Source organism: Thermococcus celericrescens (assembly GCF_001484195.1).
Lineage (GTDB): Archaea > Methanobacteriota_B > Thermococci > Thermococcales > Thermococcaceae > Thermococcus > Thermococcus celericrescens.
On record NZ_LLYW01000011.1, the window covers coordinates 18531 to 42874 of the forward strand.

At 54.4% G+C, this 24344-nt stretch carries 30 protein-coding genes and 1 tRNA gene; 7 read left to right on the top strand and 24 right to left on the bottom strand.

Annotation, left to right across the window (positions count from 1 at the left end; genetic code table 11):
* The 5 genes from APY94_RS03505 to twy1 all read right to left on the bottom strand — a co-directional run bounded on the left by APY94_RS03505 (position 1) and on the right by twy1 (position 5877).
* A complete protein-coding gene (locus APY94_RS03505) occupies positions 1 to 708 on the bottom strand; it encodes a class III signal peptide-containing protein (RefSeq protein WP_058938319.1) in 708 nt (235 codons plus the stop codon).
* A 38-nt stretch (positions 709 to 746) separates the two neighbouring features.
* Positions 747 to 1376, bottom strand: coding sequence for a hypothetical protein (locus tag APY94_RS03510; protein ID WP_058938320.1), 630 nt, complete (start codon positions 1374 to 1376; stop codon positions 747 to 749).
* Positions 1369 to 2541: an FtsZ/tubulin family protein gene (locus APY94_RS03515; protein WP_058938321.1), complete on the bottom strand. Its 1173-nt coding sequence runs from the start codon at positions 2539 to 2541 to the stop codon at positions 1369 to 1371. The genes APY94_RS03510 and APY94_RS03515 overlap by 8 nt, the downstream gene beginning before the upstream one ends.
* A gap of 7 nt (positions 2542 to 2548) precedes the next feature.
* On the bottom strand, positions 2549 to 4792 hold the full coding sequence (locus APY94_RS03520; protein ID WP_058938322.1) for a prenyltransferase/squalene oxidase repeat-containing protein: 2244 nt from the start codon (positions 4790 to 4792) through the stop codon (positions 2549 to 2551).
* A gap of 83 nt (positions 4793 to 4875) precedes the next feature.
* A complete protein-coding gene (gene twy1, locus APY94_RS03525; protein ID WP_058938323.1) occupies positions 4876 to 5877 on the bottom strand; it encodes a 4-demethylwyosine synthase TYW1 in 1002 nt (333 codons plus the stop codon).
* Between the two features lie 163 nt (positions 5878 to 6040).
* Between twy1 and APY94_RS13325 the strand changes: the two genes are divergently transcribed.
* Positions 6041 to 6178, top strand: a complete 138-nt coding sequence (locus APY94_RS13325; RefSeq protein ID WP_168188361.1) for a hypothetical protein — start codon at positions 6041 to 6043, stop codon at positions 6176 to 6178.
* Here the strand turns inward: APY94_RS13325 and APY94_RS03530 are convergent.
* From APY94_RS03530 to APY94_RS03605, 16 genes are all read right to left on the bottom strand, one after another.
* Positions 6156 to 6746 (bottom strand): HemK2/MTQ2 family protein methyltransferase, encoded by a 591-nt coding sequence (locus tag APY94_RS03530; protein ID WP_058938324.1) that lies wholly within the window; start codon positions 6744 to 6746, stop codon positions 6156 to 6158. The two genes, APY94_RS13325 and APY94_RS03530, sit on opposite strands and share 23 nt — an antisense overlap.
* A 72-nt stretch (positions 6747 to 6818) precedes the next feature.
* Positions 6819 to 6992 (bottom strand): 30S ribosomal protein S27ae, encoded by a 174-nt coding sequence (locus APY94_RS03535; protein WP_014012712.1) that lies wholly within the window; start codon positions 6990 to 6992, stop codon positions 6819 to 6821.
* 10 nt (positions 6993 to 7002) lie between these two features.
* Positions 7003 to 7299, bottom strand: coding sequence for a 30S ribosomal protein S24e (locus tag APY94_RS03540; protein ID WP_014012711.1), 297 nt, complete (start codon positions 7297 to 7299; stop codon positions 7003 to 7005).
* Positions 7289 to 7819 (bottom strand): GTP-dependent dephospho-CoA kinase, encoded by a 531-nt coding sequence (locus APY94_RS03545; protein WP_083500607.1) that lies wholly within the window; start codon positions 7817 to 7819, stop codon positions 7289 to 7291. The genes APY94_RS03540 and APY94_RS03545 overlap by 11 nt, the downstream gene beginning before the upstream one ends.
* Positions 7819 to 8007 carry a transcription elongation factor subunit Spt4 gene (spt4, locus tag APY94_RS03550; RefSeq protein ID WP_058938326.1) on the bottom strand — a complete coding sequence of 63 codons (189 nt, stop codon included), beginning with the start codon at positions 8005 to 8007 and terminating at the stop codon, positions 7819 to 7821. The genes APY94_RS03545 and spt4 overlap by 1 nt, the downstream gene beginning before the upstream one ends.
* Entirely contained in the window at positions 8007 to 8567 is a 561-nt protein-coding gene (locus tag APY94_RS03555; RefSeq protein ID WP_058938327.1) for a DNA-directed RNA polymerase, read from the bottom strand. Before APY94_RS03555 ends, spt4 begins: the two co-directional genes overlap by 1 nt.
* A 37-nt stretch (positions 8568 to 8604) precedes the next feature.
* Entirely contained in the window at positions 8605 to 9141 is a 537-nt protein-coding gene (locus APY94_RS03560) for an inorganic diphosphatase (protein ID WP_058938328.1), read from the bottom strand.
* Between the two features lie 109 nt (positions 9142 to 9250).
* Complete coding sequence (locus tag APY94_RS03565) at positions 9251 to 10213, bottom strand: DUF5305 family protein (RefSeq protein WP_245610400.1); 963 nt, start codon at positions 10211 to 10213, stop codon at positions 9251 to 9253.
* Between the two features lie 56 nt (positions 10214 to 10269).
* Positions 10270 to 11646, bottom strand: coding sequence for a COG1470 family protein (locus tag APY94_RS03570; protein ID WP_058938330.1), 1377 nt, complete (start codon positions 11644 to 11646; stop codon positions 10270 to 10272).
* On the bottom strand, positions 11643 to 12707 hold the full coding sequence (locus tag APY94_RS03575; RefSeq protein ID WP_058938331.1) for a signal peptidase I: 1065 nt from the start codon (positions 12705 to 12707) through the stop codon (positions 11643 to 11645). The genes APY94_RS03570 and APY94_RS03575 overlap by 4 nt, the downstream gene beginning before the upstream one ends.
* Positions 12704 to 13213, bottom strand: coding sequence for a DUF1102 domain-containing protein (locus APY94_RS03580; protein WP_058938332.1), 510 nt, complete (start codon positions 13211 to 13213; stop codon positions 12704 to 12706). Before APY94_RS03580 ends, APY94_RS03575 begins: the two co-directional genes overlap by 4 nt.
* Positions 13214 to 13281: 68 nt before the next feature.
* Positions 13282 to 13818 carry a DUF1102 domain-containing protein gene (locus APY94_RS03585; protein WP_058938333.1) on the bottom strand — a complete coding sequence of 179 codons (537 nt, stop codon included), beginning with the start codon at positions 13816 to 13818 and terminating at the stop codon, positions 13282 to 13284.
* Positions 13819 to 13823: 5 nt separating this feature from the next.
* Positions 13824 to 14522 carry a DUF1102 domain-containing protein gene (locus tag APY94_RS03590; RefSeq protein WP_245610401.1) on the bottom strand — a complete coding sequence of 233 codons (699 nt, stop codon included), beginning with the start codon at positions 14520 to 14522 and terminating at the stop codon, positions 13824 to 13826.
* Between the two features lie 130 nt (positions 14523 to 14652).
* The gene (locus APY94_RS03595; RefSeq protein ID WP_058938335.1) at positions 14653 to 15087 is read right to left on the bottom strand and encodes a DUF7344 domain-containing protein; all 435 of its coding nucleotides are present in this window, start codon (positions 15085 to 15087) and stop codon (positions 14653 to 14655) included.
* Between the two features lie 4 nt (positions 15088 to 15091).
* Positions 15092 to 15307, bottom strand: a complete 216-nt coding sequence (locus tag APY94_RS03600; protein ID WP_058938336.1) for a hypothetical protein — start codon at positions 15305 to 15307, stop codon at positions 15092 to 15094.
* Between the two features lie 405 nt (positions 15308 to 15712).
* Positions 15713 to 15788: transfer RNA gene (locus APY94_RS03605), tRNA-Gln, on the bottom strand.
* A 200-nt stretch (positions 15789 to 15988) separates the two neighbouring features.
* On the opposite strand from APY94_RS03605, the gene APY94_RS13610 reads away from it, so the two are divergent.
* Together APY94_RS13610 and APY94_RS03615 are read left to right on the top strand one after the other, a co-directional pair.
* Positions 15989 to 16150, top strand: coding sequence for a hypothetical protein (locus APY94_RS13610; RefSeq protein ID WP_245610402.1), 162 nt, complete (start codon positions 15989 to 15991; stop codon positions 16148 to 16150).
* 238 nt (positions 16151 to 16388) lie between these two features.
* Positions 16389 to 16826: a metal-dependent transcriptional regulator gene (locus APY94_RS03615; protein ID WP_058938337.1), complete on the top strand. Its 438-nt coding sequence runs from the start codon at positions 16389 to 16391 to the stop codon at positions 16824 to 16826.
* 41 nt (positions 16827 to 16867) lie between these two features.
* Here the strand turns inward: APY94_RS03615 and APY94_RS03620 are convergent, their stop codons facing one another.
* The 3 genes from APY94_RS03620 to APY94_RS03630 all read right to left on the bottom strand — a co-directional run bounded on the left by APY94_RS03620 (position 16868) and on the right by APY94_RS03630 (position 20602).
* Positions 16868 to 18247: an NCS2 family permease gene (locus APY94_RS03620; RefSeq protein ID WP_058938338.1), complete on the bottom strand. Its 1380-nt coding sequence runs from the start codon at positions 18245 to 18247 to the stop codon at positions 16868 to 16870.
* Between the two features lie 124 nt (positions 18248 to 18371).
* Positions 18372 to 19328, bottom strand: a complete 957-nt coding sequence (locus tag APY94_RS03625; protein ID WP_058938339.1) for a hypothetical protein — start codon at positions 19326 to 19328, stop codon at positions 18372 to 18374.
* Positions 19325 to 20602, bottom strand: a complete 1278-nt coding sequence (locus tag APY94_RS03630) for a cysteine peptidase family C39 domain-containing protein (protein WP_058938340.1) — start codon at positions 20600 to 20602, stop codon at positions 19325 to 19327. Before APY94_RS03630 ends, APY94_RS03625 begins: the two co-directional genes overlap by 4 nt.
* A 299-nt stretch (positions 20603 to 20901) precedes the next feature.
* Here APY94_RS03630 and APY94_RS03635 point away from each other — a divergent pair, with 299 nt between their 5' ends.
* The 4 genes from APY94_RS03635 to APY94_RS03650 form a co-directional block, all read left to right on the top strand.
* Positions 20902 to 22179 (top strand): C/D box methylation guide ribonucleoprotein complex aNOP56 subunit, encoded by a 1278-nt coding sequence (locus tag APY94_RS03635; protein ID WP_058938341.1) that lies wholly within the window; start codon positions 20902 to 20904, stop codon positions 22177 to 22179.
* A gap of 5 nt (positions 22180 to 22184) precedes the next feature.
* Positions 22185 to 22865, top strand: coding sequence for a fibrillarin-like rRNA/tRNA 2'-O-methyltransferase (locus APY94_RS03640; RefSeq protein WP_058938342.1), 681 nt, complete (start codon positions 22185 to 22187; stop codon positions 22863 to 22865).
* 129 nt (positions 22866 to 22994) lie between these two features.
* A complete protein-coding gene (locus APY94_RS03645; protein ID WP_058938343.1) occupies positions 22995 to 24047 on the top strand; it encodes a hydroxymethylglutaryl-CoA synthase in 1053 nt (350 codons plus the stop codon).
* 10 nt (positions 24048 to 24057) lie between these two features.
* On the top strand, positions 24058 to 24344 hold a 287-nt coding region (locus APY94_RS03650), incomplete at its 3' end, for a thiolase family protein (protein WP_449353210.1).

Consider the following 24344-nt stretch of genomic DNA (forward strand, 5'->3'; position numbering starts at 1 on the left):
TCATCCACCCGGGTTGATGTTTATCCTCAGCTCCTTGGCCGTTGTGTTGTATGACCACGAGTCGCCTCTGTTGGGGTTCCACTCAACGACGATTCTCAATTCAGAGGGCAAATCCGCTGGCTCCACGATTATACCGTATAGGGTGTACGTGGAGCCGCTTTTGGCCCCGCACTCCTTGGAGAACTGCCCACTGGGATTATCAATGGATACCTGGGAGAATGGAGGGGAGGGTATTATCCTCCAGATTGAGCTGTTGTTGCTGAGCTTTTTTGAGTAGATTGCCGCGCCATGAAACACGTTCTTGTCGTCTCCGGTGGTGAGGGGTTCAAAGGGAGCCGTTTTGTTTGTGATGAACACGTAGGTGCCGGGTCTGCCCGACATGTTGCAGTACGTTATGAACACGGCGGGGTTCTTTACCCCTGATGCCCTCTCAACGTATCCGATGTTCTTCAGGTAGGTCAGCTTAACGTAGGTCGTCGCCTTTGAGCCCGGCCCCTGGGCGTACACCTGGCTTATCGTATTGGATATGGCGTTCGCCAGGCTCTTCTCCTCAAGGGCAATCTGGATCCGCAGGTTCTCAATCGATGGTGAGCCCTCACTGAAGGAGACGTTCCTCACGGAGTATATCAGGAGGATTGTGAGCAGCCCGAAGATGAACAGGAACTCGAGGGATATCTGGGCCCTCCCAGTGTTGCTTTTCTTGATCATACATCTCTCCCTCAAATGGTATATCCACGAACATCTATTTAATCGTTACTCTTCGGTTTTCCGGCGTTTACAACGGCAAAAAGGCCAGTTCCGAGCCGTTTCGTTTCAACACCGAAGTAGTCTCCGCTGAATATTTTGAACCTGTATCTCTCCGGCTGAAGGGAGTGCTTTTCCACTAGCCCGGCCAGTTCGTCGATGAAGAACTGCGTCAGCTCGTAGTATACCAGGTCGAGCCTCTCGCGGGTGATGTCTCGGACGAAGAGGACAACTGGAAGTGCTGCCAGCCCCGCGATAAAGTACGGCTGCCCCAGGATTGCCGTTGCGGCTGCAGTGGAGGCGATCAGTGCCCCTATAACTGCGTAGGCTATCTTTTCCCTCTTCTTTGCTTCCTTGATTTCCCTGACCTTTTCCTCCCAGATGTCGAGGAGCGCTGGATTGTAGAAATCAAATGCGGTATGGCGCTTTCCCTTCGCTATCCTCTCCCTGATGAGGTCGTCCCAGTCGTCCTTGTAGTAGATGACCTCCCCGTGGAGCTTCGCCCGCTCGGCATCGAGGGAGGAGATAATCCTGATGATGTCCTCGGCGCTCTCGTGTGCTATGTGAGCGTAGACCTCCTTCTCGTCGAGGTCGAGGGCCACCTCAACGGAGTCCTTTATTGGCTCACTCATCCTTCTCCCTCCTGAGCTTTTTGCTTATCCTATCTATGTCCGGATACTCGCCGTCGGGGAATATATCCTTGAGCTCACTTCCTCCCCTGGCGTACACGTCATCGAAGTCGGGCAGGCCGCTTAGGAGCTCCTTCTTTTTGTTCTCCGCTTCCTCCTTTGCCTCCATGAAGGACTGGGCGTACCGCTTGGCGGTGATGATGATGTCCTCGATGCTCCTGCTCTCGTAGATGCCGCTGAGGAGCGTAACGACCTCGACTTCCCTCTCGCGCGGGTCCGGGTAGAAGCCGCGGAATATCTGCTTGCCCCTTATCTTATTGGTGAGGTAGTTGAGCGCCTCGAATATGTCGGCGGCCTTCAGAACCTCCGGCGGCCCGTGAATCGCGACCAGTCCGTACAGCGCCGATTCGATGTTCGCCTCAAGGTACAGGCCCTCGCTCTCGAAGGACCGGGTGATGAGCCTTGAAAGGCTTTTTATCCTGCCCGCGTCTGCCTTGGCGTAGCCGACCGTTGCAAAGCTTCCAAAGGCCTTGAGGACGAACTTCAGGTCGCTCGCGTCGAGGGTCTGCTCTCCTGGAACGTCAACCAGGGCCAAAAGGGACGCTATCCTCTCGACTATCGTGTAGTTTATCCTCTCGTAGGCTTTGCTTATGTCGTCGCCCCCTTCCTTGAGCTTGTTGTTGTCTATGGCTATTATCGAGTCCGCTATCTTTGAGAGCTTGTCGATTGTTATCGCGGCGTTGATTGTGGGCCTTATCCCCTCCTCCTTGAGGGGGAGTGCACCGATGGCCACCACCAGGGAGTCAGGGTACTCCTCTTTGAGCGCCTCGGCCAGGACGGGTGTTCCTCCGGCGCCCGTTCCGCCGCCGAAGCCGAAGGTCAGGAAGAATATGTCGACATCCTCGTAGCCGATTATTGAACCTATCTTGCGCATGACGAGGGGCAAATCGCGCTTCATGGCCTCCCTGCCGAGTATTGGGTTCGCGTTGACCCCCTTGCCGCCGGTTAGGCTCTCGCCTATGAGTATCCTCCGCTCATGGGGGACATGCTTGAGGTACTCCAGGTCGCCCCTGGATGTGTTCACAGCGAGCGCCTCAAAATCGACGAGGGAAAAGAGGTCGGCGATTTTAGTCCCGCACTGGCCGACCCCTATGATTAGAGCCCTCACTTCTCTATCACCCCGCGTCCAGGAGCTTTATCTCGTTGGGGTCAATGACACCGTTTCCGTTGGAGTCCTTCGCCTCGAGCACCAGGTATTTTCCGTGGAAGTACTTGAAGAGGCCAGAGGTGAATATGAGCTCCACAGCCCCGCTGCTCTGCTCGTCGAAGAGAACCATCAGCACGTGGCCGTCCTGAGTCCTGCCGGGTATTATGACTATGGTGCTGGCCAGGGGATATGTTCTGCCGTTTACCGTCACCAGCTGACCCTTGACCTCGAGGGTCACCTCGCCGTTGTACCTCGAGACGTTGATGTCGCCGGGGGCGGCTAGGAAGATATGGTTTCCATCCTCCACATTGGAAACCCCTTCCTTCAGGTCCACACTTGACCCGAATTCCTCGAGTTGGGGCGCGATGGTCTCGGAGACCGCCCTGTATTCCCCGGCGTAGTGAAGTTCCCACAATCCGCCGCGGAGGGCGTTTATGGTCTCGTAGAGAGTTACTCCCGGCAGGAACTTGACGTCCTTAATGAACTCGAGGGCAAGGGCGGTGTCCACGGTCGTCTTCGTCCCGTTGTGGAGGTTGTCAATGACCCACTTTAGGGCGTCGCCCTTTACGTCGTATCCGAGGGCGTCCAGGACCTCCGCGGCCCGCACGGTGTACTCCATCGAACTCACTCCTAATGAAACCTCTCCCAGCATGTTTTCGCTTCTGCCAAAGTGTCCCCAGGAGCCGTCGTGGAGTCTCTGGGCCATCAGCCAGTCCGAGTGCGGGCCCAGCTTCTCAATATCTGTGATCCCCGTGAGGGACTCCAGAACTGTCACTGTGGTTGGGACGTTCTTTCCAACCATAACACTCAGCAGGTGGTTGAGTATTATGCCCCATCCGTCCGGGGTCACCGACAGGAGCCACTCCTTGGAGGCGTTGATGTCATCCCCCTTCGCGCCAAGCTCCAGCAGCAGGTCAAGACCCATCGCCGTTTCGTACGGCTGGGGTATGGAGAAGTACCCGGCCCACCTGCCAGGAAAGACCTCCAGAGAGCGCGTGAAGTTCAGGAGTTCCTCCTTTTCGTCGTCGCTCAGATCGCCAAACTCCGCGAGAAGCTTGACTGTGTAGTAATACTCTTCGGTTACGGTCCCGTGGAGTACCGCATTGTCCTTGGCGGCGGTCAGGTGTTCCCGCGCCCATTCTATGGCCAGGTCAACACTTTCCGGCACGGGGGTGCATGTCTTCAGCGCCCGAACCGCGTAGTAGGTTGCCTTCGCCGATCCGCGGGCCCCGGTGTGGATTCCCCAGCTCCCGTCGGGGTTCTGGCTTTCGGTCAGCGCTGAACACAGCTCCGCTTTGGGGTTGGTGAAGTTTCCTGAGAGCCGGTCAGCCACGCTTGAGAATGCCATAACCGCGTAGGCGGTGGGGGCGATGGAATCCGTATCGAGGAACGGGCCCTCACTGCTGGTTAGATAATACGTCCCGTTGTCGTTGCCGACCAGTTCGAGAACCGTCAGCGCCCGCCCTGTGTCAAAGCTCAGCGGCTCGTAGAGAACCAGGGCGTAGGTGAGCATGGCCCTCTCCCTTTCGTTGAGTCCGTCAGAGGACAGGAGTTCCTTGCACCTCTCCAGATCCGCGGTCACGTTTCCGTAACCGATGGCTTTAAACGCTATGAGCCTCAGGGCCAGGTAGTCAGGTCTCAAATTCCTGGCCTTCTCCAGGTATTCGGCCCCGGCTTCGACCGCGATGCTGTTCTCGGGCGTTAAACCAATGCTCCCGAGTGCCCAGAGCGAGAGTGCGGTCGGGTAGAACTCCGTGGGGGAGTCCGCCAGATACCCCCATCCCTCCCCATTAAACGCTGTTAGAAGATACGTCCTGCCATCCCGTATTGCTATTTCAATGTCGTTTTCGCTGATTCCGGTATAGTATTCCTTCGTAAGCTCTCTAACGGCCCCAAGGGCAATCAGAACAGTTGCAGTATCCTGAGGAGTGCTCACCTCGCCCCGGTAGTGGCCCCAGCCCCCATCCGGGTTCTGGATTTCGAGAAGCTCCTTCGTGACGTTCACTACGGCGGAGAGCGCGTCGGTACTGTTCTGGGCCTTTCCGACGGTGGAAACGAGGGCAGTTAAAAGCAGGGCTTTTTCGGGGACTTCGTTTGTGTCCGTCACGGTGTATGTGATGAATCCAAGGGACTCATCTATTACACTTGCGGCACTGGCATAAGGGAGCACAAAGAGCATGAACAGAATTACGGCAGTTAACGTCCTCCTCATTCCCGTACACCTCTAACTATCCCCTAGGGGATGAAAATAAATAAACTTTTTCCATATCCCGAGGGAATAAAAAGGAAAGGAGGTCAGTGCTTTATGAATCTGCCGCCGATTCCGGTTCTGTGGGAATCGACGTCGTCGCGCATTATGAGCACGACCCTGCTCGGCTCGTACTCGTCCTCTATGTGGTAGCCAGGTAGGTGCTTCACCAGCTCCTCGGCGAAGGCTTTGATCTCCTCGTGCCGCGGCATGTTGTTGATGGTGAGCCTCTGCCTCGAGAAGCCGACGAACATGTACGCCTTGGCCTCGACGAACATCGGGTTGGCGAGCTTTATCAGCTTCGCGTAGCCCTCTGGATTGTTCATGTTCTCCCCCTTGACGAGGGTGAGCCTTATCACCGTCCTGGTCTGGGCGTCCTTCATGAGCCTGAGCGTCTCCTTTATCCTGTCCCAGCCGTCCGGAACCATGGGGACGTTAACCCTGTTGTAGGTCTCGATATCCGGGGCGGTGAGGGAGACGTAGAGCTGGCTCGGTAGCTTGTCCTCCTTTATCATCTCCTCAAGTCTCTCCGGGACGGTGCCGTTGGTGACGATGAAGGTCGTGAAACCGCGCTTGTGGAACTCCTCGACGAGGTCGCCCATGTAGGGGTACAGCATCGGCTCGCCGGACAGACTTATAGCGGCGTGCTTTGGATTCCACGCCTCCTCGAACTTCTTCATGTTTATGCCGGGCATGCCCTTGTAGCCGACGAGGAGCTTACGCTGGGCCTTTATGCTCTCCTCGACGATGAAGGCCGGGTCGTCCCACGGCTCCGGGAGCTCCGTGCCGAGGAAGCCCTCCATCGGGCGCCAGCAGAATATGCAGTTGTGGGTGCACCACGCTGTAACCGGCGTCATCTGCAGGCAGCGGTGGGAGTGTATGTTGTAGAACTTCTGCTTGTAGCAGAAGCGGTCGTGTTTTATGCTCTCCTTGAGCCAGTGGCAGAGCTTTACCGAGCTGTGCCTGCCCACGAGCGCGTAGTGCTGCTTCCTGAAGAGGCTCGCTATCTCCTCCGGCATGTTCGGGTTGGACTTGAACGTTAACGCCATTAGCCTCACCTAATTCATCTCTCTGGGTTGGCTTTGAACGAGCCTTTTAAAAAGGTGATGGGTCGGGTGTGTGGAGATGCCGTTTCGTCCGGAATATTTTATTGTCGAAAAATAGTTCGGCAATGTGCGAAAATTTTAAAAGCTGCCCGTTGATTCTACCTCCATGTTTGGACACATAAAACCGCGCCAGGAGATTAAGGCAAGGGAGATTGAAATAGATTTCTTCGAGGAGGACGTGGGCTTCCCGGAGAGGCCAAAGGTGAAGCTCCTCTTTGAGATCAAACGTCACCGCCTTGCGTAGTGGCGTTTATCAGCACTATGTCTTCAAAAAAGACGTGCACCCTAGCCGCTATTTTTCCCATCAAACCAACTTCTTCCAGCCTTCTCAGCGTTTCTTCCACCCCGGTTATCGAGCTCTGGACTATCTGGACGGTTCCGCCGGGTTTGAGGTAATCCCGCACCTCCCGAATGAACCGGTCGAGGACTTCCCTTCCGCCCTCGCCGCCAACCAGCGCCAGGTCTATCGGCTCCTCCGGCTCTCCGGGCAGGTAGGGGGCGTTGAAGGTTATGATGTCAAATTTCCCCTCAACCCTCTCAAACAGGTCGCTCACGCGAAACTCGACGTTTTTGATGCCGTTTATCCTCGCGTTCTCCCCCGCCAGCTCAACGGCCAGTGGGTTGATGTCCACTCCCAGAACGGAGCGGGCTTTTCTCGCCATCAGGAGTGCTATAAGCCCCGTTCCGGTGCCGACGTCGAGGGCCAGGTCGCCTTCCCTGACCGCGAGGTTCTCCGCCAGAAGGAACGTGTCCTCCGCCGGCTCGTAGACCTGGGGGTGGAGCTTGAGCTCGATGCCGTAGTAGGTTGGCATGGTACCATCTGCCGTGCGGTTCTTTTCGACCTGCTGGAGGGGAGAAAAAGTTGTGCTGGAAGAGAAAAGAAATCACTTCCTCTTCCACTCGGTGTAGCCGCAGCGGCCGCAGCTCCAGCGGTCCTTGTGCTCGGCCATGAAGACGCCCGGACCGCAGCGCGGGCAGAACTTGCCCTTCCTCTTGACCTTTCCACCCTGAACCTCGTAGAGCTTCCACTTCTGGCTGGTCTTCTTTCCCTTAGCCATCTAAACCACCTCACTCCTCCTCCTTCTGAATGAGGCCGTCCCTAACGAGGATGTATTCCGGCTCGATGTAGAGCATCCTCTCCCTGCTCTCGTAGGCCTTGGCGTAGCCCCTGCTGACGCGACTACCGAAGTAGCTCCTTATGTACTGGAGAACCACGGTCTCCGGATTGAGGTCGAGCATGGCAACGAGCTTGCCCTTGACGTCGGCCCTGCTCGGGGTGGCCTCTCCCTCGTGGATGACATCGAAGTATATCTCCTTCCTTCCGAGGAGCTTGTTCTCCCTTATCTCGGTAACCTTAATCTCCATCGTGAATCACCTCCATCTTCGACATGAGCTTTCCACACTTGAGCTTGCATTCGGGGGTTACCTTTATAAGCACTACTCCCTCGTCCGGCTGGCCGTAGAGCACGAGAGTGCCCTCAGGGGCGTAGAGCACGGCGGGAATCGCCGCCAGGTCCTCCTCTCCGTACACCTTTATGTAAACACGCCTGCCCCTCGCGGCCAGTCCAAAGCCCTTTCTGATTGCGTTTAATAAAGCTTTCGTTATGGTTCCGGCCGGGTTCTGGACGGTCATCACGACCGAACCCGTCTCGATATCCGGGTTGTACTCGTGTCTTTTGGTTCTGTGGTCGTATATGGCTATGCTCGGCCTTATCCCGAGCTTGAGGACGTTTTCCGTGACGACGTCGCCTACCGTAACGACGCGCCTGGCCCTCTCAAGCTCACCCTTAAGCCTGATGTACGGCTCGGGGATCTCCCCCCGGATGAGCTCTCCGAGGGGGTCTTTGAGTTCCCTTCTAAGCTCGGGGGTGAGTACGAACCTCATCATCTGACCCTTATGGCGTATTTGCCGGGGACTTTAACCCCCAGCTTCTGGGCGATCATGCTCTTCTCGGGGTCGGTGATTATCACCAGGTCGAACCACTCGTCGCTCAGATCCCTGCTGCCGCAGACCGGGCAGCGCTCCTCCGTGGTTATGTAGTGGCAGTGCCTGCAGGCGCGCTCCTTCGCCATTACTCCTCAGCCTCCCTGCGCTTTTCCTTTTCCACCCAGTCCCTCTTTCCGAGGCCTGGCTGGCGCATGGTGAGGCCTATCTTGTTCTCCCTGATAACGCGGCTCTTGACGCTTATGGCTATTATCCTCGCCTTCGCCTCGTCGCCGAGCTTGAGGATCCTGTTGGTCTCCTTACCGATGAACTGCTTGTTCTTCTCGTCGAAGACGACGTAGTCGTCCATGAGCTGGCTGATGTGGACGAGACCGTCCATCGGGCCTATCCTGATGAAGGCACCGTATGGGGCAACATCGATGACCTCGCCCTCCACGACCTCGTGCATCTCAGGCTTCCAGACGAGGACGTTGAAGACGACCTCGTGGTAGGTTGCCCCGTCACCGGGGACGATAACCCCCTGCCCGATGTCCTCAACGTCCATGACCGCTAGAACAACGCCCTCGTCGCGGTCGTAGATCCCTTCGTAGGCCTCACGAAGGACTATCTTGGCGGCCTCCTTGGGATCCATAGTGAACATCCTGGGCGGAATCCTAACGACGTCCTTAATCTTGAGGAGCTTGTACATGCCTTAACCTCCTTAGGGGAATAAGAGGGAAAAGAAATCACTCCTTCTTGCCGAACTTCTCCTTGTAGAGCTCGATGGCGCGGAGGATCTCCCTCTTGGCCTCCTCGGCGTTGCCCCAGCCCTCTATCTGGGTGACCTTGCCCTGGAGCTCCTTGTACCTCTGGAAGAAGTGGGCAACCTCATCGAGGAAGGCCTTCGGGACGTCGTCTATGTCCTTCCAGTCGTCGAAGTACGGGTCCTCAACGGGGACGGCGAGGACCTTCCAGTCCTTGTCGCCGCTGTCCTCCATCTTCATTATGCCTATCGGTCTCGCCTCTATGAGGGTGAGCGGGTAAACTGGCTCGCGCATGATGACCATGATGTCGAAGGGGTCGCCGTCGTCGTACCAGGTCTGCGGGATTATTCCGTAGTCGACCGGGTAGAAGAACGGGCTGTAGAGCACTCTATCGAGCTTTATAAGGCCGGTCTTCTTGTCGAGCTCGTACTTGTTCCTGCTTCCCTTCGGAATCTCTATGAGAGCGTAAACGACCTCTGGAACCTCCGGTCCGGGCTCAAGCTCGTGGAACGGGTTCATCTCTAACCACCTCTTACCTCTTTAAGAACTTCTAGCTTAGGCTTTCGAATAGGGCTTTTAAAGTTGTTGGTTAAGGAAATTGGAAAAAAGCGGGAGAAGAGGAAAGGCCTCAGTTGGCCTCCTTCCCTTCCCCTGGCAGGAGCTTTCTGTACTCGTATGACACCCCATTGTCGATTATTGCGTAGACTTCCTCGTCTCCCTCTATGTAGTGCAGGATTGGCTTATCTATGAGCTCAAAGGTTGTCTCCAGGTCTTTGGGGGTCTTAAGCTCAACGACCTTCTCAACGGGGCCTGGAGCGCCTTTGACCACGTAGGGCCTTATCTTCGCCAGCTCGTCTTTAGGAGCCCTTGATGTGTAAACGTAGCCGAGCAGGGGTATCAGCATCAGCAGTGCCAGTACCGTGGTGACGGTCTGGGCCGTTCCAAGGGCACTTGTTATGCCAAGAACGCTTGCATCCTTCTCCGTCCTTACTGTCTCGGTGAGCGCTCTCTTCTCTGCCTTGCTGGTGTCCGTGAAGTAGTAAAGCTCTGCCGTTGAGTCCCTAACGAGTTCGACGGTGTGGTCGAAGTTCTCCCTTATCTCCCTGCCGCCGACGCTTCCGGTGCCCGTCACTGTGGTCTCAATGGTTATCCTGTTCTTCAGCCTCTTCACACCGAGTTCGCTGGAGATCCTTTTGCTCGTGTTCTCGAAGCCCTTCATGTCCAGAACGTACTCCGCGGTGAATCCGCCGTCCGTCAGGTTTCCTCTCTCGTCGAAGAGCGGTTCCTCCCAGAGGACTATCTCCTCGCTGCCTTTGTTCACGTAGTACTCAGCCTTCACAACGATATGGTACGACCCCTCGCTCAGGGGCGGCTGTGATCTGTAGGTGTACGTCAGCAGGAACCGATCGACCAGCGGTATCGGGTAGTTGTCCATTGTCAATCTGTACCCGTAGAGATCGTTGGGTTCGAGGTAGGCCTCGTGTTTCAGCGTTCCCTCTTCCCGATACGTTCCTATCTTATGCGTGGTGACTATGTACGGGCTTGCGCTCATGAGCTTCACGGAATAAAATCCGAAAACTATGAAGAGCACCAGGAATATCCCCAGCACTTCCTTCCTTCTGATAAATTTTGTAATACCTTCTTTATTCATCCTTCACATGCCTCCGTGCAACAGTCAGATTCGATTTCAGCCACTTCATAGACGTCGGGCACCTCCGGACCATCCCCGCTACCATGGCAACCGCACGGGTAGACGTGAACGTACTTGGCGCAGCCATGACACTCACAGCCGGCAACGCAGGGGGTGCTGACCAGCATAACGTACTTGTGTGAGTTGGTGTGGATCCCATCCGTATGTTCGTAGAGGTTGAGCTTGGCAACCTCATTGTGGGCCAGGTGGAGTGTCCAGGTAACGCGCGTCTCTCCATTTGGCATGACTTCTGTTGAGACGGTACCTCTCGTTGGTATGTAGTTTGTGAGGGTGAACTGGGAGCCAATGTACTGTGTTACGACTAGGTCCCTCTCGTCTCCCCGGTTCTTTACTACGATTCTGGTGTGGTAGTTTGCGGGAGTATCCCTGGGGAGGTGTCTAGCCCCGCTGATCCAGCGGTTCATTATGCACAGGTCGCAGTCTCCGTCCCCCTCACAGGTCGCGTGGACGGTTATGCTCTCACTCGTGATGCCGTATTCCACCAGCTCGGCCCCCTCGTTCAGGATGTAGTCTCCGCAGGACGTGAACTCCTGCTTGCCCGCTGGGTTGAGTTTGGTGTATATCGTCACGTTCATGTGGGCGCTCTCACCCGCCCCAAGGTGGACCTCCCAGGTGATGTGGTGCGCCGCCCCGGTCTGTGTTACCGTGTACGTTCCGGCGCTTGGATCTATCGACCCTATCTCGAACTCCCCCGGGATCACGTCCTTTATCGTAAGCGTCTGCTCCTCTCCTGGGTTCGTCACTGTGATTCTGAATGTCCACTCCGCGTACGTGTGGGTTGGAATCTCAAGCGGTCCGCTCAGGAGCTCCTTCTCTATCGTGGGTCCTCCCTTGATGATCAGCTTTATGGGGCAGGTGGATATCGATGCGTCCCCGCCGTTCCATGTTGCGTACATATCAACCGGGACGATGTACTCCCCAGGTCCCACGTCCCCCACGGTTACGTTTCCGAAGAACGTGTACTCCTCTTCGGATGCCAGAGTTCTCGACGCACCATCCTCAGTTTCTATGAACATCGTGACCCCCGCGGGGAGTCCCGAATAGTCTGGATATAGCGTAATCGTGACGTCCTTCCTGTCGTTGAGATAGTTTCTAATGGTCAGTGCATCGAAGTCAAGCTCCGAATTTTTATTGACCTCAATGACCGCCGCGTAGCCGTCTTCGCAGTCAAAGCCGAGATACTCCTGTTCGTGTGGTACCACCTGGACTTTGACCTCTCTGGTGGCCTCGAAGCTTACAAAAGTCCCGCTTGAGCTGACGATAACCAGTGATGCCAGTGCGATTGTTATCAGTACTGCAATAATTCCCCTCATACCTTAAACACCTCCGATATTCCCCTGTGTTTTGAATGCCTCTTCCTCCTGATTCTAACAACATCTTCGTTCCCTATCCCAGAGAGTATGTACATCGTTCCGAGGAACGCTGAAACTACGGCCAGGATCGCCAGTAGGGGTGCCATCGGGTGCACCTCGTAGAGGGCGTCCATCACGGATCCCGGAAGTAGGGGGGGATATGCGTTTACCCGAATCTTGGTGGAGTACATGGCCGTTTGCTGAGGTGCCACAATGGTGACAGTGAAGTCTTTTTCACCGCCCCTGGGAAGACTGAAATCCTCACTCGAGATTTTTGTGACCGGCTCTGGGGCGGAGATGTAGTACCTCATGGGGTACATGTTGTTGTTCTTCACTGTAATTTCGGTCTGGAACTCTTCCCCCGGATGATACCAGCCCTCCCTTGCCCCGCCGGCTGAGGTTACGGAGTACTCTACCGGTATGACCTCCCACGAGACAAAGATGGATACGGCCACCATCAGCAGCAGGAACACCGAGGCGAGCATGAAGAGCGTTCTGAACTTCACGGTGAAGAACCTCTTTCTCTTCCCTCTCCTCACCGCCTCACCGCCCCCGAAGGCTAGTATTCCGGCGACTATCAGAATGGCCCCCAGGAGTATTTTGCCCCTGTCCGAGAGACCGCTCTCGATGTAGTTGCCGACCTTAGGCACGGTTATCACGTGGCCGCCGGGGGCTATCACGGTCCCCCCGATCTGGTCCTTCTTTATTGGGGGTATGTTGCGGCTCTGCTGGTCGCTGGCCACGTTGTTGTCGCCCTTCGTTATGTATCCGTCTTCGGTTATTGCGACTACCCTGTGGACGGTCCACGTGCTTCCCATCTTGAACACTATAACATCCCCGATGTCGGGATTTCTCGCGAGGGGATTGATGAAGAACAGGTCGCCCTTGTCTATGGTGGGTGTCATACTCCCCGAGTAAGCGTAGGATACAAAAACTGGCCTGTCAAGGAGGGCCCCGGCAAGAGAACCTATGACCAGTATTCCGAGAACCGCGAGGATCGCGTACTCCACGAGGGTATTCATCCGCAGCTTCCTCCCCAGGCCTCTATGGTTATTTCACTCAGGTAATCCCCGAGCTGAAGCCCGGTGGTGTTCACCATCATGCCTATCTCGGCGCTCTCGTCCGCCCCGAGGGTGACCTCAATGATGTCCGCCCAGCTTCCGCCGAATGCGCCCTCAAAGAATCCCAGGTTCGAGGAGTCCGAACTTATCCTCACGCATATGGTTTCGTAACCGGTTTCACTCTGGTTGTTCGTTATCATGAAAACCCCATCAAAAACGTAGGTGCTGTTAACGCTCAATCCGTCTCCATCGCCCGGATAGAACGGGCTGTCAGGTGATATATCAACGACGAGAATTCCGTTATCCAGATATGAATACGGGGGGATGGGGGAGTCCACAGAGAACTCTTCCCCATCCTGGGTCGCGTAAACTACCGTAATCGGGCCGGAGGAATGGAATCCCGCGACGCCTATGATCAGAATTATCATGATTCCAATGCCTGCAATGATCTCTGTCTTTGTCCCCATCTCTCTTCCCCCTTGAAGAATTTAGAAAGAGGAGCAAACGCTCCATAATGAAAGTTCTATCTGCTTAATCAGCTCTCGCACTCGCCGGCCTCGGCGTAGAACTGTATCTGGCCGTCCAGTGAGTCGGGCGCGCTGATTCCGGTGGTGTTGATGATCATTCCGATCCTGACGACATCGCCGGGCATAACGGTTAGGGTAAGGCTGCTGGTGCCGACGGTCTGGCCGGGCACGTAGTCGCCCTCAAAGAACGTAACCTCGTCGCCTCCACTGTAGGTGATCTCCATGCATATAGGCATCTGCTCCCAGAGGTCGTTGCTCACGCCGAATACTTCCTCGAACACGTAGGTGCTGTTCGGGCTGACGCCCTCACCGAATCCTTCCTGCCAGTTGGGGTTGTTGTGGCTGAGGTCTATGACGAGCATTCCGTTGTCGTTGATGTAGGCGTAGGGCTGGATTGGCCTCAGGTCAATGAGCTCGTTGTCGTCAGGGACGATCTGGATATGAACGTTCCTGTCTGCCTCAAAGTAAGCGAAGTTGGCACTGCTGGCGGTGACCGCTATCAGTAGTCCTGCTATAAGGACGAAAAGTCCGATTATCTTTTTCATTTTGATCACCTGCCCCCTCCGCAGTCAATGGGTGCGTCGTCAGCCGGCCAGGCCTTAACGGTTATGGTCACGTCGTAGCTGCCCAGGGTGTTTCCTGCCGCTAGCTCCATGCCAACACCGAGGGCCTCTCCGGGCTCAAGGTAGAAGCAAACGTCCCCAACTGCGGTGTCTGAGTTGTACGGGATGGCGTTGCCATACGTGCTGTACATGTTCTCCTCAGGGTCGTAGAATGAGACCCTGCCGGGATCCGAGGATATGATCTCGACGACTATAACCTTGTTCTCCCAAAGGTGGTTGCTCACGTTGAAAACGTGGTCGAAGTTGTACCTGCTCTGTGGGCTCAGGCCGATTCCCTTGCCTATGTATCCCTCAAGTTCTCCCTGGTACTCTGCCCAGTTCGGGTCATCGTGCCCGGGCCAGTTCGGGTTGTTCTCTGAGAAGTCAATAACAAGTTGCCCCCCATCGTTGATGTAGGCGTAGGGCTGAACCGGCGTCAGGTCAATGAGCTCGGTGTCGTCAGGAACGACGGCAATGTGTGAGCTCCTCTGGACGCGGTAGTCCCTGAAGGTCGCGCTCGTGCCCAAAGCAAAGGCCGCCGCGATCATCAGCCCCAGCATACCGAGGGCCAAAATTTTCTTCATGGTGTTTTCCTCCCGAATATCAAAGTTGGCATCCCTCGACACCGTCACTTGACGGCACGTCACCGAGACACTTGTACCTTATTAGGATGCTTCTGATATATAGTAAATTCCGGGTTACTGCATGGTAATGCCTCATTACCTGAAGCAGAACCGCTCCAACTGATTAGAAAAACCCAATTAGGGCCTCATTGGGCTAAATCAGCCTGCTTATCTTCCTGTGATGCACCACGCTAATGGCCAGGTACACGATGGCTGCGAGGAGCAGGGGCAGGTTTTCCAGATACCACCCTGCGGCTATGAATATCAGCGAGGTACCCATGTAGAAGGCACTCCAGCTGATGTCGTGTTTGTTCACCACTTCCATGTAAACGGTAACATCGTCCGGTATTTTCAGGAGCGTAACGACACCGTGGTTGAACGCTATAACCCCCTCCCTCTCCAGTTTCGGGATGTGGGTCTGCATCAGGCTGACGTACACGCTTTTCCTGTGCCTTCTATCGGTGTCGCCTTCTTTTTCGGCTATATACTCGACTATGTCCCGCAGTTCCGCATGACCGTCCTTCTCCTGTAGGAACTCTATCATGAGCATCCGTCTGTCGTTCCCGAGTATTGCAGTCGTTGCCCCCATGCTATCACCGTAACCTGTAGTGCTTGCGCTTATTTCCATTCGTGTAGAATGCTTCAACCTTTTTTTGTTCAACCATTTTCCTCAGGGTTCTCTCCACCTTCTGCCGCGTGCAATCAAGTCCCATCTCGTTGAGGAACCTGGTTATGAACGCTACGCTTAGTGAACCGTGAACCTTGAGCAGGTTGGTGATTTCACTCTCCAAGCTGATGGTGCTGCTCATGCCTTCACCTCCATGTTAGGCAATCGGTGTGTAACATCACTTTAAAAGTGGGGTGACATTCTATTTAAGGGTTCCTGAAAAGTTCGATTTTTGAATTTTCGGTAGTTTAATGGCTTATTCAGTTGATATGGGTCCTACAAGCAGATAAAACTGGTTTCTGTCTCCGTTCCTTCGACTTTCGAATGTCGTTTCTGCGGGATTTTTTGGATATTTTACAATACTTTAGTTAATCTGCGGCAGAATATGAGCGATTTTTCTGCAATCTCGCGGAATCCCCTGATATTAAAAAAGGGACGCACATCCTAACAATGGCACATGATACGCATTGCGGTGTAATTTGAAGTTCGAAACTAGAACTTGGGATAGGGGAGAAAGCGGGGTTCGAATGTCTGGAGCCCAGTTGAATGGTAGCCCCGCGGGGATTCGAACCCCGGTCAAGGGATCCAGAGTCCCCTATGCTTGGCCGCTACACCACGGGGCTGCACCCGTTGATAGGTTCCGGTATGGATTTATAAATTTTATCCTTCCCCAGGCCGTTCGGAAAGCTTATAATCTTCCTCACCCAAAATAGTAACCGGTGGGACCCGTGGACTTCGCCCTCTTCGTGGAGCGGTACGGTTATAGGATTCTAGCGCTGGTTTTGGGGCCGCAATACTCGGGATAGTCCTCGCGCCCTTCGTGATGACCTTCTGGGCTTTCAGCAGTGGCGGCATTGCGGCCGCGGTTATAGCGGTGCTGGTGCTCGCCGTGGGCATTGCATGGATGGTCGTTCCGAAGTTCTGGAATTTCGCCGACAAGACGAGACAGACCCATGTCGTTGAAGACTGGAACGAGGAAAACTGACATCCTCCCTGCCTTAAAGGGCGAGGCTTTCGGGAGAAAAAATGTAACATCAAATTCTGCGCCGCAGGGGTTGATTCGACGTTTAAGCTGTATATAAAACGTAGAGGATACAGTAAGCCATGTTTGACGCGAACTTGGTGAGATTTCTTTTTCAAGCTCGTCCTTCCAGTGGATGGGAAGTCCGCACTGTCCCGAAAACTACTTAAACATTTTTGGGTAGCCTAATCAGGTGAGGTCGTTGGAGGTAAGCAAAAGGGAAGAGGAATACCTCGAGACCATGTACATCCTTCACAAGAACAAGGGGATTATCCGCGTCAAGGACATCGCCAAGATGATGCGCGTCAAGCCACCGAGCGTCGTCGATGCTCTGAAGAAGCTCTCGGATAAAGGTCTGGTGGAGTACGAGAAGTACGACCGGATTCTGCTGACGGACGCCGGCAGGGAGATAGCCAGGGCAACCTACTCGAAGCACCTGCTCCTCACGCAGTTCTTCATTGACATCCTCGGCATCCCGCCGGAGATAGCCGAGCACGACGCATGCCAGTTCGAGCACTACGTCAGCGAGATAACCGTGCAGAGGATAAGGGAGTTTGCCCAGTACATACAGGAGCAGTGTCCCTACGTTCTCAAGCAGTTCATCAAAGAGAAGCTGGCCGAGAACGCGGAGTCTGAGTGACGCTCCCTTTTTGCTCTTCTTGTCTAATAAAATGAAAGAACTCAGAAGGCCCCGCCCAGGTAGGCGAAGTAGGCCAGGAAGATTATCGAGAGGGCGTACATCAGCGGGTGTATCTCGTCCCTTCTGCCGCTGAAGAGCTTGAGTATCGTGTAGCTGATGAAGCCGATGCCTATTCCGTCGGCTATCGAGTAGGTGTATGGTATGGTTATGAGCACGAGGAAGGCCGGGATGGCCTCGGTGTGGTCGGCAAAGTTCACATCCTTTATGGCGCTGAGCATGTAGTAACCGACTATGACGAGGGTCGGAGCGGTTGCAAAGGCCGGAATCGCCCCCGCCAGCGGCGCTATGAAGAGGCCTATGCCGAGGAAGAGCAGGCCGGTAACGAGTGCCGTCATTCCAGTCCTACCGCCCTCCTCTATTCCGGCTGCGCTCTCGATGTAGGTCGTGACCGTTGAGGTTCCGAGGATGGCTCCGACGGTCGTGCCTATCGCATCGGTGAGGAGAACCTTCTCGGCATCGGGAACCTTTCCGTCCTTCGTGATGAAGCCTGCCTTGGCGCTCAGACCCGTAACCGTTCCCAGTGTGTCGAAGAAGTCCACCATGAAGAATGCGAAGACAACTCCCAGCGCCCCTACGTTGAGGAGGCCCTGGAGGTCCATCTGCATGAATGTGTAGCTGATGTCGGGGGTCGAGAACAGGTGCTCGGGCCAGGGGGCGACGCCGGTGATCCAGCCGATGACGCTCGTAGTTATGATGGATATCAGGAGCGAGCCCTTAACGCGGAGCGCGATGAGAACCATCGCGAGGAAGAGGCCGAAGAAGAACAGCAGTATGTCGCCGCTCGCCAGAGCGGAGGTGTTCAACCCGGTGAACTGGAGCGTTCCTATCAGGTGGGTTTGGCCATCTATGACAAGCTCTGAACCCTGGGGGGCCACGACCTTGGCGGAGAGAAGGCCAACGTCGTTGAGGCCTATGAAGGTCAGGAAGAGCCCTATTCCTGCCCCTATCGCGTACTTCTGGCTCAGTGGAATCGCGTGGATTATCGCGCTCCTAACCTTTGTGACGCTGAGGACTATGAATATGAGTCCCTCCACGAAGACCGCCGCGAGGGCAACGCGCCAGTCGTAGCCCATACCGAGGACGACGCTGTAGGCGAAGTAAGCGTTTAACCCCATTCCCGGCGCGAGGGCGAAGGGCTTCTTGGCATAGAGGCCCATCAGAATGGTCGCGAAGCCAGCGGCCAGGGCGGTAACCGCCACGAGGGAGTTGAAGGCATCCTTACCCATGGCATCGCTGAGTATGGAGGGGTTCACGAAGAGAATGTATGCCATCGTCATGAAGGTGGTAACGCCCGCCAGGATCTCGGTCTTCATATCCGTGCCGTGTCTATCAAACTCGAAGTAGTTCTCGAACCATCCCATGAGCTTCACCCCATCGTTTTGACTTGTTTCTGCCTAATAACTTGGTTTTTTAAAGATTTTTTGACGGAAAAATGTTAAAAGAAAGGGAAGATGGGGCGTGGGCACTGTTTGGACGGGCGGAACCTTAACCCTTACCGCCCACCGCGGTGAAACCTTCCGCGTAGGCCTTCACGACTTCCTCTCCCTCACCGAGTATCATGAGAACCCTGACCAGGTCCAGACCCTTCACCTGGGCGAACTCCACGTAGAGGTATTCGTCGCCTTTGCGATATATGTATATCTCTATTTGTGAAAATATTTCGTTGGGGGTACTCTTTTCACTAGATACCATCGTGCTAAAACCTGCCTCGTCTATTTCGTCCAAAACCTTTTTGATAATTGTGTGGCTGTTGCAGTAACAGGGGCTCGTAAAGTTCTTCACCCACAGTTCTGGATGGCCACAGACACTTAGATAGTCGATTACTTTACTGCAATAAACATGATCCCATTTGTCCCAACTAGTATTAGCCAGTGGAATGGCATATGTTGCCATATGCACCCTTCCGGGTGGCAGTTCTGATTCATAGTTTACAGTTTTTAGAAATATGCATCTCTCGTTTGTAAGGTCGATCTGGGAAGAGGTTGATATGCATAGGCCCAAATCGTGAAAACCCTTACTTGTAGAGTTGTTATCTAGGGTAGCTTCTCCTCCTTGGATGTAACATGGAACGGTTATCCCAATTTCATGAGTCCAGTTTTGAAGGTACATCTTTCCTGTTGTTATGGATTTATTTAGGTCTGTCTTTGGAATTATTATTATGTTTTCATTAAATCTTACAGCTGAATTATTGGGAAGTCTCTCTGATATAATAATGTTCCCAAAAGAGTTTAATCTTGGGATAGTATTCACATCATTTTTGCATTGATTTTCCATCAGATAGTGCTTCTCACTCTGATGGCCTTGACTTTGGGAAACATTAATCTGGCTTGGCAGACTACCATGACTGGAGACGTTATTGTTACTCGCTTCGTGATCTGCGTAAGTAATAGTCAGAATAAAAATAACAAAAAGCACTGAAATAATATAAAGAGTCTTATTCATTTTCGGGGTACCTCCTCCAGTGAAGTTGGGCATATTCCTGATGGACAGGAATTTGGTTTGACAGTAACTATTGTTGCTCCCGGTAGGCTGTCAACGATCACCCAGTCGGAAGTTGGTCTGCCATTAAGCCACGGTGCCCATGTAGTATGAACGTAAATATAACGGGTGCCATCACTGTACTCACGATATCCAGCGAAAGTTACTGAATGAAAGTCGTTAACTGGCAGCTCATTCACGAAATTAAAGTGATATGCACTCAGAATCCCTGGTCTTCCCATATCAACTTCGTTTTTTATTATTGAAAATACACTGTTTTCATTCAAGTCATTGTACGTTGTAGTAGTGTAGAGATACCTAGGAGGATCTGGTAACACTTCTTTGGCCTCCCAATAAAAGTTCTCAATTCCTGGTCCTATATTTGAGGTAGCAGTTCTTGCCTCGATGTCATCACTTGTTTTCATTGTACGGTGGAGAATATCTATTATTGCTTCTCTATACCAATCACTTCGGTATTGGATCTCATAGTATCCAACTATCATTGATGCTGCTATCGGTGCACAACCGTCCCAATCCTTCCATGGATCTTCGGCGGGTCCTATGTACTCCCACGGGTCAGCATCGCGAGGTTGGGGAATGTTGGACTTTGTCCCCAGATCAGTTGATGTCCATGCTGGGACGCCGTAGATTATCTTTTGGGAAGTTATTGTTGCCAGTGGTGCAATGTAGTCGATTTTGTCAGTTGAGGTTAACGTTTCAACAGTTACCCACTGCTTCTGATTGTCCTCTGCTTTGTTTTCCAAAGCCAAAGTGTATCTGCTTGGTTTTCTGTATTCCCTGCCCTTCATGTCCACAATCTTGTCTCCAGTTAAAATGCCGTAGTTCAGTCCGCTGAAGTATGCGGGGCGGTAGGTTTTTACTCCTTTTCTCGTGGCGAGTTCTTTCATTAGGTCGCTTGGGGTCTTCTCGCCAAAGCCTGCCTCCAGGATTGCCGGTGGTAGGTTCCTGTTGGCTGACACTATTATGTAGCCTATGGTTTTTCCATTCTTGACCATTCTGAATTCGTAAGCTGCTAATCTACCGTCGGGGAAGTAGAGGGGTGTTGGGTTGGTTGGGATTGCCCCGTTGAATTCAGGGAACTTGTGGAGTTCCCTGAGTGCGAGTGCTTTAACCGTGGCTAAGGGCACTGCCTCTGGCTTGTCAAATGGGACTGCCGTCACGACCCCCTCTAACAAAAGAAGTCCGATGAGTAACACCACAGGGGCCTTCCAGTTCATAACCTGCACCTCCAATGGAAAATTGCATTACAAAATATACTGTTGGATTATTTAACCCTTTCTATCACTCGAAGTGAAACTCCAGCCAAAACCAAGTTATACTAGTATGAACATCAGACCGTTGCACATATGTAACCTTGTGTGATGTGGATTAATGCCCCCTTAAAAACCCGGACCAACCGGATTTCTCAAATGCCCGGCGCATCCCCACAAAGGTTAATACCGAACGAATACACGCAAGGGTTTAAAACGCCTAACCCTTTTATACTTCGGAAACAAAAACTGAGAGGGTGATGATGATGAAAGCTTACGTGGCTGAGAACGTCAGGGGCATCTATGCCTTTGACGAGAGCGGTAATCTCATTGATCAGAAGGTCTTCTCCGGAAGGCCGGAGGTGAGCCTCGACAGGCTTTTGAGGGGCGAGCCAAGCGACGAGCTGGTTTCTTTCCTTGACGAGCTTAGGGAGAGGGGCTACGACGAGTTTGTTGTGGAGGACTCTGAGCTGGGAAGGGCGCTGAAGGAGCTCGGCTACAACGCAACCGCCGAGTTCCCGAACATCGCCGGAGAGAAGCTCCGCTCAAGCCCGGAGGAGTTCCTCGGCGAGAACTGGTTCGACGAGTACTTTGGGGTTGGCGTCTCCTTGACCAGGCTCCGCATACAGGAGCAGAGCGGGGCAAGGGACAAGATGATAATCCAGGCCATCGAGGCCCTTGACGACATAGACAAGGTCACCAACCTCCTCGTCTCCAGATTGAGGGAGTGGTACGGCCTGCACTTCCCGGAGCTCGATGAGATACTCCCGAGGCACGAGCAGTACGTGGCGTTCGTCAAGACCGTTGGCTCGAGGGACAACGTCAGCGAGGAGAGGCTCAGGAGCCTTGGTTTCCCGGATTCCAAGGTGGAGAAGATACTGAAGGCTGCGGAAACGTCAATGGGTGCTCCGCTCGGCAAGTTCGACAGCGACATCATAATGAAGCTGGCCAGCGAGATAAACGACCTCTACAAGCTCAGGAAGGAGATAGAGGACTACCTGGAGATGGCCATGGACGAGGTCGCACCGAACCTGAAAGCTTTAGTCGGTGCCAAGCTCGCCGCCCGCCTTATGAGCCTCGCGGGAGGTCTCAAGGAGCTCGCCATAATGCCCGCCTCGACGATACAGGTCCTCGGTGCCGAGAAGGCCCTCTTCAGGCACCTGAGGAGCGGTGCCAAACCTCCGAAGCACGGCGTCATCTTCCAGTATCCAGCTATAAACCGCTCGCCGTGGTGGCAGAGGGGTAAGATCGCGAGAGCTTTGGCAGGAAAGCTCGCCATAGCGGCGCGCGTTGACTACTTCTCCGGCGAGTACATAGCAGAGGAGCTGAAGCAGGAGATAGAGCAGCGCATCCAGGAGATAAAGCAGAAGTACCCGAACCCGCCCAAGAGGAAGGCCAAGCCTGAAAAGAAGAAGAAAAAGAAGAAGTTCAAGGGCAAGGAGAAGAAGGGTAAGGGCTTCGGCGGCAAGAAGAAGGAAAAGGCCGGAAAGGGTAAGAAGGGCGAGAAGGGCGGAAAGAAAAAGAAGAAGGGCGGCAAGAGGTGAGGTAGATGAGGATTAAGAAGCACAAGTTCCCCGGTGTTTACGTCTTCGTTGATGAGGACGGGAGCGAGAGGATAGCCACCAAGAACCTCGTTCCGGGCCAGAAGGTCTACGGCGAGAGGCTGATAAAGTCTGAGGGTGAGGAGTACAGGATATGGAATCCGAGCAGGTCGAAGCTCGGTGCGGCCATACTGAACGGTCTCGAGAACTTCCCGATAAAGCCAGGCTCAAAGGTTCTCTACCTCGGAGTCGCGAGCGGAACCACCGCCAGCCACGTCAGCGACGTCGTTGGCTGGGAGGGTAAGGTATTCGGCGTTGAGTTCTCCCCGCGCGTCCTGAGGGAGCTGGTGCCCCTCGTGGAGGAGCGCAGGAACCTCGTCCCGATACTCGGCGACGCCACCAAGCCGGAGGGCTACCGCGCGCTGGTTCCCAAGGTCGACGTTATCTTCGAAGATGTCGCCCAGCCGACGCAGGCGAAGATACTCATAGACAACGCGAAGGTCTTCCTGAAGAGTGGCGGCTATGCCATGATATCGGTTAAGAGCAGGAGCATCGACGTCACGAAGGAGCCCGAGCAGGTCTTCAGGGACGTCGAGAAGGAGCTTTCGACCTACTTCGAGGTCGTGGAGAGGCTCTCACTGGAACCCTACGAGAAGGACCACGCGCTCTTCGTTGTCAGGAAGCCGTGAAAGTTTTACCCGTTTTTGCCATTTTTATCGCTTATTGTCGAAAAACTCTTTTACTTTTACCGAAAGGCTTTTATAACTCCCCCTTTAACCTTAGGCGAAGTTATGTTCAACTTTTGTAGGTGATGTCCCATGGGAAAACTCCTGAAGCCAAACCGTGAGGTTGGTATCGTCGGCTACGGTGCCTACGTGCCGATGTATAGAATCAAGGCCGAGGAGATCGGAAGGGTCTGGGGGGTCAGCAGCTACCCCATCCAGGAGAAGTCCGTTCCGGGTCTCGACGAGGACACGATAACCATTGGAATTGAAGCGGCGAGGAACGCCCTCAAGAGGGCTAAGATTGATCCCAAGCTGATAAGAGCCATCTGGCTAGGAACCGAGAGCAAGCCCTACGCGGTCAAGCCGAGCGGAACCGTTATAGCGGAGGCCATCGGTGCCACCCCAGACCTCAACGCAGCAGATTTTGAGTTTGCCTGCAAGGCTGGAACCGAGGCTCTCCAGGCGGCCATAGGATTTGTCGGTTCTGGAATGGCTGACTACGCGATGGCGATCGGTGCGGACACTTCACAGGGGAGGCCCGGCGACCATCTGGAGTTCACGGCCTCAGCGGGTGGTGCCGCTTACATAGTCGGCCCGAAGAGCTCCGACACCCTCGCTTACTTCGAGGCGAGCTACTCCTATGTTACAGACACGCCAGACTTCTGGAGGAGGCAGCACGAGCACTATCCGAGGCACGGCAACCGCTTCACCGGTGAGCCGGCCTACTTCCACCAGATAATAAGCGCCGCCAAGGCCCTAATGGACGAGATGGGCTACAGCCCGAGCGACTTTGACTACGCCGTCTTCCACCAGCCGAACGTCAAGTTCCCGCTCACTGCCGCCAAGATCCTTGGAATCCCGAAGGAGAAGGTTCTTCCGGGACTCCTCAGTGGAGTCATCGGCAACACCTACAGCGGCGCGACCCTCGTCGGTGTCTCAGCCGTCCTCGACATAGCCAAGCCCGGCGACAGGATTCTCTGGGTGAGCTTCGGAAGCGGTGCCGGAAGCGACGCCTTCAGTCTCGTCGTGCAGGACGCCATCGAGGAAAAGAGGGATCTGGCTCCAAAGACGATGGACTACGTGAACAGGAAGAAGTACATCGACTATGCCCTCTACGCGAAGGCGAGGAGGAAGTACATCGTCTGAGGTGGTCGAGATGAGGAAGGCGGTCATAATTGGTGCCGGAATGGTTCCGGTTGGCGAGCACTGGAAGCTCTCACTTAGGGACATTGCAGTTGAGGCCCTCCTCAACGCGATGGACGACGCCGGAATCGATAAGGTTGACTCCCTGTACGTTGGAAATATGGCGTCCGGCTCCTTCGTCGAGCAGGAGAACCTCGGTGCGCTCATAGCGGACTGGGCCGGACTCGGGAACATCCCCGCCGTTAAGGTCGAGGCCGCCTGTGCCAGCGGCGGTGCCGCGGTGCAGGAAGGTGCTAAGGC